At 70.9% G+C, this 13,776-nt stretch carries 8 protein-coding genes; 4 read left to right on the top strand and 4 right to left on the bottom strand.

Annotated features, from left to right (window positions below; translation table 11 throughout):
• The first annotated feature begins 152 nt into the window (after positions 1–152).
• A complete protein-coding gene (locus PV734_RS39660; protein ID WP_319095287.1) occupies positions 153–3,743 on the top strand; it encodes an FG-GAP-like repeat-containing protein in 3,591 nt (1,196 codons plus the stop codon).
• A gap of 86 nt (positions 3,744–3,829) precedes the next feature.
• On the opposite strand, the gene PV734_RS39655 is transcribed toward PV734_RS39660, so the two are convergent.
• From PV734_RS39655 to PV734_RS39645, 3 genes are all read right to left on the bottom strand, one after another.
• The gene (locus tag PV734_RS39655) at positions 3,830–5,398 is read right to left on the bottom strand and encodes a hypothetical protein (protein WP_319294256.1); all 1,569 of its coding nucleotides are present in this window, start codon (positions 5,396–5,398) and stop codon (positions 3,830–3,832) included.
• 256 nt (positions 5,399–5,654) lie between these two features.
• On the bottom strand, positions 5,655–5,780 hold the full coding sequence (locus tag PV734_RS39650) for a hypothetical protein (protein WP_319095289.1): 126 nt from the start codon (positions 5,778–5,780) through the stop codon (positions 5,655–5,657).
• A gap of 45 nt (positions 5,781–5,825) precedes the next feature.
• On the bottom strand, positions 5,826–7,016 hold the full coding sequence (locus PV734_RS39645; RefSeq protein WP_319294254.1) for an MFS transporter: 1,191 nt from the start codon (positions 7,014–7,016) through the stop codon (positions 5,826–5,828).
• Positions 7,017–7,100: 84 nt separating this feature from the next.
• Between PV734_RS39645 and PV734_RS39640 the strand changes: the two genes are divergently transcribed.
• From PV734_RS39640 to PV734_RS39630, 3 genes are all read left to right on the top strand, one after another.
• Positions 7,101–8,099: an ArsR/SmtB family transcription factor gene (locus PV734_RS39640; protein ID WP_319095291.1), complete on the top strand. Its 999-nt coding sequence runs from the start codon at positions 7,101–7,103 to the stop codon at positions 8,097–8,099.
• A gap of 9 nt (positions 8,100–8,108) precedes the next feature.
• On the top strand, positions 8,109–8,624 hold the full coding sequence (locus PV734_RS39635; protein ID WP_319095292.1) for a glutathione peroxidase: 516 nt from the start codon (positions 8,109–8,111) through the stop codon (positions 8,622–8,624).
• A 336-nt stretch (positions 8,625–8,960) separates the two neighbouring features.
• Entirely contained in the window at positions 8,961–10,730 is a 1,770-nt protein-coding gene (locus tag PV734_RS39630) for a hypothetical protein (RefSeq protein ID WP_319294288.1), read from the top strand.
• A 124-nt stretch (positions 10,731–10,854) separates the two neighbouring features.
• On the opposite strand, the gene PV734_RS39625 is transcribed toward PV734_RS39630, so the two are convergent.
• Positions 10,855–13,731: a D-alanyl-D-alanine carboxypeptidase gene (locus tag PV734_RS39625; protein WP_415924343.1), complete on the bottom strand. Its 2,877-nt coding sequence runs from the start codon at positions 13,729–13,731 to the stop codon at positions 10,855–10,857.
• Positions 13,732–13,776: the final 45 nt, after the last annotated feature.

Raw genomic sequence — 13,776 nt, 5'->3', positions numbered from 1 at the left:
ATCTCGCAGGGTCGGCTTGCACATACTCCAACCGTCCAAAACGGGGGGTCGCGCGTTCGCACGATGGGACAAGCCGGGCCCGAGGACAACCCGAAGAGCATTGCCGCAGCGGTCCCGCCGCGCCGCGGCCCAGCGTGTTGGAGAAGGGTTCCTTGAGCGACCACGAAAGTGCTGCCGCCGTATCCGGCGAAGCAGCCACCGGTGAACCAATACCCCCTGGCAACAAGGGAGTTCGACGCGGTATAGCCGCCGCTGTCGTGCTCGCCCTGCTGGCCGGCGGTGCCACCGTCCTGGCCCTGAGCGACGACGGACCCGCCACGAAGGCGTCGCCCGGGGCGGGCGCGAAGGCCAAGGCCGCGACGAGCGAGGCCAGCGCCGAGGACGCGGCCCAGCGGAAGGCCCGTAAGACGGGTAAGAAGGTCGAAGTAGCCGCGCTGACCGACGAGTTCTCCCAGACGTTCGCCAATCCCAACGGCTCCTTCACCTACACGGCCTCCGCCTCGCCGGTGCGGGCGAAGAACGCTCAGGGGAAGTGGGCGCCGGTCGACACCTCGCTGCGGGAGGGGAAGGACGGCTGGTCTACCGTCAACAGCCCACACCCCGTCACCTTCGCCTCGGGGGACGCGGACCACACCCCTGCCTCAGGTGGATCAGAGGCGAGCGGCGCGAGTCTCTCCGACGAGTCGACCGTCCGTAACGAGACGTCCACAGCCAACACGGCCGTCTACCGCGCCACCGGAGAGAACGCGGCCGGCGCGGTAACGGCCGCAGAGGACACCGATGTCTGGACCCCGCTCCTGACCATGACCGTCGACGGCCACGAGATCCAGGCCGAGTGGCCCGGCGCGCTGCCCGATCCGGTCGTCGAGGACAACCGTGCGCTGTACGAGGGCGTGCTGCCCGACGTCGACCTGATGCTCACCGCCCGAGACACGGGCTACACCCACGTCCTGGTCATCCACACCCCCGAGGCAGCCGCCGCGCTGGTCGCCGACCCGCCGCGCTACCGGTTCACCTCACCCACCCTCACCTTCTCCCTCGACCCGTCCACCGACGTCATGCTCGGTGAGGACAAGGACGGCAACGAGGTCAGCGTCTCCCCCACGCCGTTCATGTGGGACTCGGCCGGCACGCACGACACGGACACCCCTGCCACCGACCCGGACGCGACCACCGGCACCAACGAGGACAGCGAGAGCGTCGAGCCCTGGACCCCGGAGGCGGACAGTTCCGCCGGGGCCGACCCCGACGGCGGCGAGGGCGGTTCGGAGGGAGCCACAGACGACGCCGACTCCCGGCTCACCGGATCGGACATCGACCCCGCCGCCTACGCACTCCCGGCCGCCTCAACCGCAAACGAGACCCTCGCGCTGCCAGCCGTCAACGGCCCCGGCGACGGCGGACGCGCCACCACCGCGGGTGCTTCCCTGAACCGGGTCAGCAGTGTCCTGACCATCTCGCCGCCGCGCGACTACCTCGACCGGACCGGCGCCAAGGCGCCGGTGTACCCACTGTTCCTGGACCCCTCCACCACCGGGACCAGGGTCAGTTGGACGAGCGTGTACAAGAAATACCCGAGCTCCAACTTCTACGACGGCGCCAACTACAACCAGGACACCAAGGAGGCCCGGGTCGGCTTCGAGAAGGACACCTGGGGCACCTCTCGCTCGTTCTTCCGGCTGATGCTCAAGAAGAGCATCAAGGACGCGGACGTCTCCAGCGCCACCATGTCGATCCTGGAGACGCACTCCTGGTCGTGCAGCAAGCGCACGATGCAGGTGTGGCGGACCGGCAACTTCTCCCCTGCCACGACGTGGAACAAGCAGCCCGCCTGGGTCCGGAAGATCACCTCCAAGTCGTTCGCCTACGGCTGGAAGTCCAACAGCTCCTGCCCCGACACCACCGTCAACTTCACCGTCACCTCACTGCTCCAGGAGGCCGCGGACAACGGCTGGGTCACCTTCAACGTGGGCCTGGTGGCCTCGACCGCCGCCTCCGCCCCGACCACCTCGGCGTCGAGCCAGGAGACGGACACGTACTCCTGGAAGAGGTTCAGGGCCGAGGGCACGGGCTCCCCTGCGATCGATGTCACCTACAACCGCAAGCCGGGCACCCCGACCTCCGTCACCATGAGCCCCGGCTCCTGCGACACCAGTTCGTCGCCCTACATCAAACTGGGCAGGACCATTCCGACGATCAGCGCCAGGGCCACCGACCCCGACAGCGACCTGTCCAGGCTGGAGTTCCAGATCAGGCCCATCGGAGGTGGCACCCCCACAAGCCTGTACGACTCGGCCGACGACGGCGAGACCGCCTCGGTCAGGTTGTCCTCCGACAAGTACACGCTGGCCAACGGCAAGTCGTACGAGTGGCGGGTGCGCGCCTGGGACCCGAAGGTCAGCGGCCCCACCGCGCCCACCGGCGGCACGACCTGGTGCCGTTTCACCTACGACACCGACCTCCCCGACTCGCCCACCCTGGTCACCTCGGCACAGTTCCCCGCCGACAACGACAACGACACCAACGGCGAGGTCTGGTCCACGGTCAAGTTCGGCACCGCCGGGGACTTCACCTTCACCAAGGGCGCCGACTCCGACATCGTGAAGTTCGAGTTCTCTATCAACAACACGACCTACGACCACTACGCCTGCGCGGGCACCAAGCAGGGTACGGGCGCCGCCACCTGCACCACCGTCATCGCCTCGACGGAGGACTACACAGGGATGAAGCCCCCGTCCGCAGGCCCCAACACCCTGTATGTCAGGGCCGTCGACGCGGCGGGCAATGTCTCGCCCACCCCGTACAAGCACTCCTTCTACGTCACCCCGCGCCCGACAGCCGACAGCGCCGGCGACCTCAACGGCGACGGTTCCCCGGACTACGGGCACCTCACCGCCGCCGGGAACCTCTGGATCAACACCACGGACCAGAACGCCGCGTGGATCGTCAGCTCCTGGGGCCAGCACGACAACGGAAGGCTGCTACGGGACGCCAGCACCGCCCCTCACATCTGGAACGGCGACAGCGCGAACCCCGTGTACTCCCTGGTCACCCACAACGGCGACTTCGCGCCCGGCGACGGTGTCACCGACTGGGTGATCCGTACGCCCGACAACCGGCTGTTCATCTATCCAGGTGACGGCTACGGCGCCGTCAACGTGAACGATCGCGTCGAGGTACGGCTGCCCGCCAACATGCCCGCGCCGTCCACCTGGTCCGAGATCAAGTCCGCGGGCGACCTCACAGGCGACGGCCAGCCCGAGCTGTTCGTCGCGGGCGGTGTGGGCGGCGCCGAGCTGTGGGTCCTCTCCGGCTACACCGGCGGTGTCTTCAGCACCGCCACCCAGCTGACCACCGAGGCATGGGCTGACCGGGACTTCGTGGCCATCGCCGACTACAACGGCGACAAGGCGATGGACCTGACATACCGGACAGCAGCGGGAAACATCCTGCTGCGCAAGGGAATCCTCGACAGTGACGGCGTCGGCACGGTCCTCACCAGCCTCGGCAGGTCCGGGTGGAGTCTCGACGGCGACGATGTGTACGCCTCCGGCACGATCCTCCCAGACACCTACCCGCTGGTGTACGGCACCCCGGACATCTCCGGCGACGGCATCCCCGACATGCTGGCGACCAACTCCGCCGGTGCCCTGCTCCTGTTCGCGGGCACCGCTACCACCAACGACACGAGTCCGACCACGCTGAGGTCCAGCGGCTACGCGACGGTGAAGCAACTGGGCTGATCGCCGGACAACCGCAGAACACGACCGAAGGGGCCCTTCCGTCCAGTTGGACGGAAGGGCCCCTCGTCGTTGGCCCGCAGGGCGCGTCAGGCGGCCGGTTTCACCGCCGGTGGCGTGGTCGCCGACGCCTCGCCCTTCGCCAGCGGCCACTCCTTGTGCAGCTCACCCAGCGGAATCCGCTGCTGGAAGATCGGCGTGCCGAATATGGTCAGCTGGATCTGCAGGGCGCCCGACAGGTCCACGCCCCCGTACAGGGCCCACCTGCCGCTCGCCGAGCCCGTGCCGTCGCTCGATCCACCCGCCGAGGCGTCCGCCTCCACCCGGAGGTACGGGGCGAGGTCGGCGCTGACACCGACGGTGCCGTACAGGCCGATCGACGCCTCCGCGCCCAGGGACGCCTTGACGTCACCGGTCGCCGCGACCTTGACGTCCAGCGGGGTCCCGGTCATCGCGGACTCGCTCACCGGCGTCCAGCCCTTGCTCCAGGAGAAGGTGCCGCCGACGCGGAAGTCGCCCTTGAGGTCCTGCTCGACGTCGACGGTCACCTTGCCGTCGGCGGCGACCTGGAAGTAGCAGACGAGGTCGAGGTTGACGACGATCGGGATGGGGCCCGCGTAGATGACGGGGTCGGCGTGCAGCTTCGCGAAGGGCACGCGCAGGGGCTTGCCGTCGGTCGTGGTCGTGCCGGCCGCGCGGCCCTTCAGCGACCACTTCGAGGCCCAGTCACCGGTCAGCCCGAGGAACGCGCCGCCGGGTGCGGAGCCCGTCCCGCCGCCGGAACCGTCGTACGAGAAGGCGACCTCGGGGGCGAGCTGGACGAAGCCGTGCACGGAGGCCGACGCCGAGGCGGGGGCGCCCTCCGCCGTGGCGATGGCGGCGCCCACGTCGATACGCAGGCTGCCCAGCGGGAGCCTGGCGCCCTGGGGACCGAAGGTGAGGTCGCCGGTCTTGGCCCAGGAGACCTTCACGCCCTCGACGAGCGGATCGACGTCGATGGACGACGGGTCCACCGGAACGTCACCCTCGGCCTTGCTCTCGCCGAGTACGGAGCTGAGTTCGGCGTCCTTGGTGACCACCTCCGTCCCGCCTTCGGCGGCGTCGCCGACGACCTCCGTCACCTCGGCCAGCAGACCGTCGGGGGCACCCGGAGCGGGAGCGCTGGCGATGACGTCACCGACGGCAACAGGCGCGGCGGGGGCGGCAGTCGACTTGGACGCGGAGGCTGAGGGCGAGGCCGTGGAGGAATCGGAGGACGGAGAGGAGGGAGAAGAGGGGGAAGAAGGAGAGGAGGGGGAGGAAGGGGTGGAAGGGGTGGAGGAGGTCGGCTTCGCCGTGCCTTCGGCAGGTGCGGTAACGGACTTCGCGGTGATGACCGCCCGCCCGCTCTTCCTGTCGTACGAGGCGACCTTGAGCGACGACTTCCGCGCCGCCCTGCCCTCCTTCGTGGCGTCCTGGGTCGCCACGGCCGTGGGTGCTGCGCCGCCCAACGGCGCCTGTACGACGGCGAGTTGGTCCGGAGTCGAGGTGGCGGCGGGAGTCTCGGTCACGGCGGCGGCCGCATCGGCCTCCGGCGACGAGCTCGCGGAGCAGCCTGTGGTGAGCAGGGCCGCGACGGTGACCGACGCCAGCAGGGCATGTCTGGTGAGCTTGTGCACGCGTGGGGGTCCTCGGGATCGAGTTGCTCGAAGTGCGGGACGGGGCACGGGGGTTGGGAGTCGGGCGCGAACGGTTACCCCTCAGTAGCCACGCATGAGCATGCCAGCCCCGCGCACCCCCCGAGGTGCGCTTCCTTCACTTTCTTCACATCACACTCTTGTGATGTGGATCACCCTTCTCCGTCGAGGCGGTACTGGTCCGACTGCACCAGATACATCCGCCGGAAAAGCCCCGGTCCGTCACCGTCGGCCCTCATCAGGCCCTCGAACGTGCCGTGTTCGGCGACCCTGCCCCGCCCAACTCGGCGATCGCCACCGTGCGCGGGGCGCGCGGGTCGGCCCGGTGCGCGAGCCGGATGGTGGCACCAATCAGCCGGGGCATCCGCGCGACCATGGTCCGCAGTCCCAGCTCCAGGAACGACCGTTCCTAAAGACTGAGCGGGAGTCCGCCCCGGCCGCGCCCCTCCCACCGTCCCGCGCCCACCAACGCCAACGTCACGCACACCGACCCCGCCGCCATCACCGTCATCGCCGTTCCCGGAGAGGTGAGTTGGGCGATCGTGCCCGCCAGGGCCGCGCTCACGCCCTGCATCGTGAGCATCCCGGCGGAGTGCAACCCGAGGGCGTGGCCGGAGAGTTCGGGCGGGGTGAGGGACATCAGGCGTTCCTGCTGGACCAGGCTCGCGCCGTAACCGACCGAGGCCACGCAGACCGTCACCGCCGACACCCACACCCCGGGGTTCAGGGCGAACGCCAGATTCGGCACGGCCAGCAACAGCAGCAGCGGTACTGCCAGTTGGCGGCGCCGCCGGGGCGGCACGAACCGGCCGATCGTCACGTCCCCGATGAGCATGCCCAGGGCGGCGAAGGCGAAGAGGGTGCCTGCGGACCCGGGGTCGTAGGACACGTACAGGGATTCCACACCGACGACCAGGCCGTTGGGGATCCAGAGGCCGAGGTAGGTGAGCCTGCGCGGCCGGGCGGACCACAAGCGGGCGTTCGTACGCCAGGTCCGGGCGACGGACGGGCGGCCGGAGAGGCGGGACGGGCGGCGGGTCAGGCCCAGGCGGGTCACCAGTGCGCCCGCCAGGTAGAGGGCCGCGGAGGTGAGGAGTGTGGTGCGCGGGGAGAGGGTGGCCACCATGACCCCGCCCGTCGCGAAACCGGCGATCTGCATCAGCCCGTTGGACATGTTGAAGACCGAACGCCCCAGCAGATAGCCCTCCTTGGCCAGGATCTCGTTGAGCAGGCCCCAGCCGACCCCCGCCCCCAGCGACGCGACCAGCCCCAGGACGAACAGCAGGGCGAAGACCGCGCCGATCGACAGACCCGGGATCGCCATCGCCGCCGTACCGAACGCGAAGGCCAGCGCGATGCCGGTCAGGGTCGCGCGCGGAGGCAGCCGGTCGGAGGCCGAGAGGAGGGTGGTCGCGCCGACCACCTGGGCGAGCTGGGGGCCGAACATGCTCAGGGCGGAGAGCAGGGGTGAGCCCGTGGCGCGGTAGGTGAGGGTGCCGAGGGCCAGGCCGCCGATCGTCGAGGCGGCCGATCTCAGCGCCGTGGAGAGGAAGAGCGGGGTGAACTCGCGGGTGCGGAAGAGGGCCGAGTAGCTGCGCATCCCGGGAGTCTGCGAGGGACGCCCGACCCTCGTTATTGTTTCGCGTACACGCGAAACATCGGCGGAGAACGCGGAGGTACGGGCATGGGCTGGTGGCAGATGAACGCCGACACCCTCGCCCGCAGCCGGTTCGTCGTCTCGCCCCTCGCCGAGACCTTCGCGAGCCTCAAACTGCTGCACGCCGGGACGGCCACGCACCCCGGCGAGCATGCCTGGCTGGCCGCCCACCTGCCCGCGTACCGCCACCGTCTCGCGCAGGACCCCACCACCGCGCTTCTCGTCCGCATCGGCCTCGGGCGGGAGTGGATCGCCGACTTCCTGACCCCCACCCCCCGGTACGGCGAGACGTTCGAGGAGGGTGTGGCGCGTGTCCGCGCGGTCGCACCCGCCCTCGCCCGCGAGCACCTCGTCCGCTCCCGCCCCGGCCCGCTCCCGAGCGCCCTCGCCGACCGGGACGACCTCCCCGAACGTGCCGCGGACCTCCTCACCCACATCTGGGAGGAGGCCGTACTCCCGGACTGGGACCGGCGTCGGCGCGTCCTCGAAGCCGACGTGGTCGCGCGGACCTCGCGGGTCGGCCAGGACGGCTGGGCCGCCGTACTGGACGCCCTGCGCCCCGGTACCCGCTGGCTCGACGGCGACCGGCTCCAGGTGAACGCGCACGAATACCCGCCCCGCGAGATCTCCGGCGCCGAGCTGGTCTTCGTCCCCGTGACACCGAAGGCGGGGTGGGTGTCGTGGGAGGAGCCGGAGCGGTACGCGGTGATCTACCCGTGCGCGGGCGCGCTGGCGGGCCGGGACGGTCGTCGTGGCACCGCCTCCGCCGCTCTCGGGGCACTCCTCGGACCGGCCCGGGCCGCGGTCCTCGTACTCCTCGACTCGCCCCACAGCACCACCCACCTCACGGCCGTGACCGGGCAGACCCTCGGCTCGGTCGGGCGGCATCTGCGGGTGCTGCTCGACGCGGGGCTGGTGGAGCGGCGGCGGGCGGGGCGGTCGGTGCTGTATTCGCGCACGGCGGCCGGTGAGGTCTTGGTCACCGCTTCGGGTGCGGGTGCCGGGCCCGACACCTTCCGGAGCTAGCATCCGCTTATGACCACAGATGCCACTTCCCCCGCCCCCGACTCCCCCCTCGCCGTCGAGATCGGCGCCCTCACGGGCGGTTCCGCCGACCTCGCCCAGTACGCGGGCAAGGCCGTCCTCATCGTCAACGTCGCCTCCAAGTGCGGGCTGACCCCGCAGTACGCGGGGCTGGAGAAGCTCCACGCGCGGTACGCCGAGAAGGGCTTCACCGTGCTCGGGGTGCCCTGCAACCAGTTCATGGGCCAGGAGCCCGGCAGCTCCGAGGAGATCGCGGAGTTCTGCTCGGCGACGTACGGGGTGACCTTCCCGATGACCGAGAAGGTCGAGGTCAACGGAGACGCGCGGCACGCCCTCTACGAGCGTCTGGTCGGCTTCGCCGACGGTGAGGGCCACACCGGGGACATCCGCTGGAACTTCGAGAAGTTCCTCGTCGGCCGCGACGGCCAGGTCGTCGCCCGCTTCTCCCCGCAGACCGAGCCGGAGACGGACGAGCTGGTGAGCGCGGTGGAGAAGGCCATCGGCTGACCCGCACCTGCTCGGTTCCGTAGGCGGTGGACCATAGTCCGTGGGCGGTAGACCGTAGTCCGTAGGCGGTGGACCGTAGGCCGTTGTCCGTGGGTTGACGTGCCCCGATCGGTGTCCGGAAGGGTGCGGCCGGAATTATCCGGTCGCGCCCGCACGGGAACCGTTCGAAGCTGGTGGTGCTCTTTTCCGTCATGCCCCGGTCACCACCCGGTCACATGGGGCCCTGTAAGCCAACGCCCGGGGTGCCATTAGCGTCTACCCCGGAGGGACCTCCCCAGCCGAACGGAAACGGAAGTCGCAGTGGCCTTTGCCGAGCTGACCCCACGCCGACCTGCCATGCGCGCCGACAAGCCCACGCAGGCCCGTGAGGTGTGGCACGAGCGTCACCGGGTGGCACTGACGGTGACCGCGTTCGCGGTGCCGCTGTACTTCGTGTGGTGGGCGGTGTTCGCGACCGGTGGCGGTGACCTGGCCGCCCAGGTGGCGTGGGCCGAGTTCGCGAAGATGTACCCGGACTCCGCATACAACCTGTTCTGGTACGGCGGGCTCCACGCGGCCAACTACAGCCTGATGTCCCCGTACCTGATGGCCGCCATCGGGGTCGTCGCGGCCACCATGCTGTCGGGGGTCGCGGCCACCCTGCTCGGCGCGGAACTCGTGGCCCGGACGGGTGTGCGCAAGCCGCTGTGGCCGGCCCTGGCGGTGGGTTTCTCGCTGTGGTGCCAGGTGATCTCGGGGCGCTCGACGTTCGTGCTGGGCACGGCCTTCGGGATGGCGGCCGTGCTGGCCGTGGTGAGCGGGCGCGGCGCACGGCACCTCGGCATGGCCGCCGTGTGCGCGACTCTGGCCACCACCGGCAGCCCCGTCGCCGGTCTGTTCGTCCTCGTCGTCGGCGCCGCCTACTTCCTGTCGCGCGACTGGGGCCGGGCCGCGGCCCTGCTGGTGCCGCCGGTGGCCGTCGTGGGCGTCACGACCCTGCTGTTCCCGTTCGAGGGCGAGCAGCCCATGCCGTTCAGCCGCATATGGCCGCCCGTGGTGCTCTGCGCGATCGTCGTCCTGACGGCCCCGAGCACCTGGCGCACACTCCGTCTGGGCGCCGCGGTGTACGCGGTCGGCGTGGTCCTCTGCTACCTGATCCCGACCCCGATCGGTACGAACGTCGAGCGGCTCTCGGAGCTCGCGGCCCCGGCGACGCTGCTCGCCATCATGATGTACCGGACCGAGCGGCGGCAGCAGGGTGCGGAGCCCGGTGCCGAGCCCGGTGAGGAGCGGGACGGGGACGGCCACGGGATCCTTGCCGGAGCAGCCGTCGCCGTGCCCCGGCTGCCCCTGCCCTGGTTCACCGCCCGGCGGCGCATGGTGGCCCTCGGGCTCGCGATGGCCATAGCCGTGAGCTGGCTGTCCGGCAAGACCATCGCCGACATCGTCACCAACACCACGGTGCCCGAGTGGGCCGTCAAGACGGACGGCGTCGTGAACGAGCTGAAGCGGCTGGGCGCCGAGGAGACGCGCGTAGAGGTCGTACCGGCCCGCGACCACCGCGAGGCGGCCATCCTCGCCCCGTACATCAACATGGCCCGCGGCTGGAACCGGCAGGCGGACGTCGAGCGGGGCCGGCTCTTCTACGAGGGCCACGGCGGCACCGCGGAGCCCGAGGGCGGCTTCTCCCCCGAGGCCTACAAGGCCTGGCTCTCCCAGTGGGCGGTGGGCTTCGTCGTCCTCGTCAACGGCGAACCGGACGGCCCGGCGAAGCTGGAACACGCCCTGGTGACCAGCGGGCCGAGCTATCTCCAGCCCGTCTGGGAGGACGCCAACTGGAAGATCTACCGGGTCAAGAACGCGACCCCGCTGGTCGACAGGCCCGCCTCCGTGGTCAGCGCCGACGGCGCCAACATGGTCGTCCGGATGCCGAAGGCCGGCGCGGTGACCGTACGGATCGCGTACTCGCCGTGGCTGTGGGCGGAGAACGGCTGTCTGACGGACGAGGGCGAGTTCACCAAGCTGACCGTCGAGCAGCCCGGTGACATCCGGATCAGCTCCACGTACGGCGGGCCGTCCCGGGAGACGGCGTTGCAGTGCGAGAAGGAAGCGGACGCGAACAAGTAGTGACTGCGACAAGCGTCAAGAGGTAGTGGGCGAGGAGACACAGGAACGCCCGCCCCCGTCGTACGACGGGGGCGGGCGTTCCTGTGTGCGGGGCAGGTACCGCGTACCGCGTACCGGTTGTCGCTCAGCCGACCCGCGTGAGCTTCTTGTCGAAGCCGGGCTCGGCCAGGTCCTTCTGGAGCTGCACGGGGACCTTCACGGCGCCGCCGGCGCCGTCGCCCACGGTGAGGGTGCCCACCGCGGTGCCCGCCTTGGCGGAGTGCGGCAGGTCGTCGGCGGCCGCGAACGACAGCTCGACCTTCCGGCCGGCCCAGCCGATCGCCGTGACGTCCTTCGACAGCACGACCGGTGTCTGCCCGCCGAGCCCGTCGTCGACGTACCCGACGACGTCACCCTTCTTGAGGATCTTCGACGAGAGCAGTGCCTCACGGGCGGCGATCATGGCCGTTCGGCTGACGTTGTTGACGGTGTCGATGATCGGCGCCGTGTGCTGGCCGAGGATCGCACCGACGACGATGGCCGTCTCCCCGCCGACCTCCTTGGTGGCGGCGAAGAGCAGGTTGCCGCCGGCCGCGCTGGTGGTGCCGGTCTTGATGCCGATACCGCCGTTGGCCGGGATGACCTCGTTGTAGTTCCGCCACTTCTTGCCCGTCGGGTCGTACCAGAAGGGCTGCCTGGTGATGTCCATCAGGGCCGGCATCCTCACCAGCTTGTTGCCCAGCTTCACCTGGTCCTCGGCGGTGGAGACGGTGGTCTCCTTGAGGCCGGAGGCGTCGGTGTAGGTGGTGTTCTTCATCCCGAGTTCCTTGGCCGTGTCGTTCATCTTCTTGATGAACGCCGCCTCGGTCCCGTCGTCCCAACGGGCGAGCAGCCGCGCGATGTTGTTCGCGGAGGGGATCATGACGGCCGACAGCGCCTGCTTCAGGGTGAGCGTGTCGCCCGTCTTGACGGTGTTGAGGGTCGACTCGCCCTTGCCGTCCTTGTCGTAGCCGCCCTCCTTCTCGGCGGTCGCGTCGATCCTGATCTTCGGGCCCTCCTCGCCGACCTTCAGCGGGTGGTCCTTGAGGACGAGGTACGCGGTCATGGCCTTGGCGACCGACCCGATGGCGACCGGCTTCTGCTCGCCGAACTTCCCCATGGTCCCGATGCCGTTGACATCCATCCAGCCCTGTCCGTCGGTCGGCCACGGCAGCGCGGCGGCCGTCCCGTCGAAGGTGTAGGAGTCCTTGGCGGTCAGGGTGAGCTCGGGGGCCGGCAGCGGACGCAGTGCCTGTACGACTGCAAAGACGATCGCCAGCAGGATGGCGACCGGTGTCCAGATCTTGACGCGCCGCGCGATCGTCCGCACGGCGGTGTCCCGGGGCGGCGGCGTGTTCGTCAGCTCGGCGAGCAGATCCAGTGGCGGCAAGGGCGGCAACGGCTGCTGCGTCGTCCGCTCCGGCCCGACCTGCGGGACCACGGCGGTGGCTTCGGCGGGCGTCACCTTGGCCGGCTGCGCGGCCGGCGCCCTGCCCGGCTCACCGGGGGGCGGCACGGCGGGCGGCGCCTTTCGGGTGGCCGGATCGTCCAGCTGCCTGAGGGCTACGAATTTGCTGGTGCGCTCAGCAACGGACTCACCCTTCCCCTCGGCACCCGCGTCGTCGGCCTTGGGCTCACCGGCCCCCTTGCCGGCCCGGGCCGGCAGATCCCCCAGCTTGAGCATCGTCGTCGGCTGATCAACCGCCGGCACGACGGGCGGCCGGGCAACCTTGAAAACAGCGGTCGGCTGATCGACGGGGGGCTTGTCGGCGGCGGACTCGGAGGCCGCGCCGCCGGATGCCTTGCCGGTGACGGGGGCCGAGTCGGAGTCGGCGTCAGCACCGGGGGCGGAGTTGCCGTCGGCGTCGGCGTCGTCGTCGGGGGCGGGGGCGGGGGCGGGGGCGGAGTTGCCATCGGCGTCGGCTTCAGCCTCCGCGTCGGACTCGGGCCCCGAATCGGCCGCACTCCCGGACTCGGGAGCGGTGCCGGACTTGGGCGCGGCGTCGGTTACGGACTCGGGCCTGTCTCCGCCTGCGGACTCGGCGTCGGTTACGGACCCGGGCCTGACGTCGGCTGCGGACTTGGGTGCGGACTCGGCTACGGGCTTGGGCCCGGTCCCCGACTCGGCTCCCGCTGCGGCTCCGGCTGCCGAGCCGGACTCGGCCTCCGGCTCGGACCCGTTGCCCGTTGCCGCCTTCCGCTTCTGGTCGGCCTCGGACTCGGAAGCGGACGCGGACGCGCCGCCCGTCCCGGCTGCCGTCCCGGTGTCGGGCTCGGCCTTCGGGGTGGGCGCGCTGTCGGTTTGCGGCTTCCGGCTCTGTTCCGGTTCCGGCTTCTGGGGGCTCTCCGGCCCGGAGGCGGCCCCGACGGTGTCGACGGATGCCCCGGCACCGGCCTCAGGGGCCTCCCCGGAGGCCTCGGAGGGCTCTTCGGGTCCGGCGTCGCCGGTGGCGCCCTCCGCGGGCTCCTCGTCGCCCTCAGGGGCGTCGGCCGGAGTCTCCGCGTCCGGGGTGGGGTTGGCGTCCGTATCGGGGCCGGGTTCCTCGGCGGCACCCTCGACGCCCTCACCCTCGCCCTCGTCCGCGCCGGAGACCCACGCGGCCACCGCCGCACGCAACCGGGTACTGCCCGTACCGTCGGTGCCGCCGGCCGAGCCGGACCCGGCGGCCTCCGCGGCGGCCTCGGGCTCGCTCGCCGCCTCCGGGGCCGTGCCCTCCGTATCCGCGTCCTCGGCGGAGCCGCCCGCACCCCCAGGGACCTGTGGGCGCTGGAACACCCGTGTCGCCGTGTCCACGCCACCGCGGGCCGGGGACTCCCGGTCCCGCGCCACCGCGAGCCGTGGGTCGCGGGCCCCGGCGCCTGATTCACCCCTGGCCCCGGGAACCGGACCCGCGCTCCCCGACGTCGGTTCTTCCGACGACTCGCGCTGCTTCGACCTGTCGGGGGACTCGCCCGCCACCGATGCCTCCTTGATGCGCCGCACGCTCACCGTGCGTGTACCGAACCGTGGACCGTCAATCGCCGCCCG

Source organism: Streptomyces sp. AK08-02 (assembly GCF_033795085.1).
Classification (GTDB): Bacteria; Actinomycetota; Actinomycetes; order Streptomycetales; family Streptomycetaceae; genus Streptomyces; species Streptomyces echiniscabiei.
The sequence above is the reverse complement of the archived record's forward strand: the minus strand, read 5'-3'. Positions and strand labels throughout refer to the sequence as shown.

Coding starts and splice junctions, on each gene's coding strand:
- PV734_RS39640 (WP_319095291.1), top strand. CDS start 7,101: ATGGGCTGGTGGCAGATGAACGCCGACACCCTCGCCCGCAGCCGGTTC.
- PV734_RS39630 (WP_319294288.1), top strand. CDS start 8,961: ATGCGCGCCGACAAGCCCACGCAGGCCCGTGAGGTGTGGCACGAGCGT.
- PV734_RS39645 (WP_319294254.1), bottom strand. CDS start 7,016: ATGCGCAGCTACTCGGCCCTCTTCCGCACCCGCGAGTTCACCCCGCTC.
- PV734_RS39650 (WP_319095289.1), bottom strand. CDS start 5,780: ATGCCCCGGCTGATTGGTGCCACCATCCGGCTCGCGCACCGGGCCGAC.
- PV734_RS39635 (WP_319095292.1), top strand. CDS start 8,109: ATGACCACAGATGCCACTTCCCCCGCCCCCGACTCCCCCCTCGCCGTC.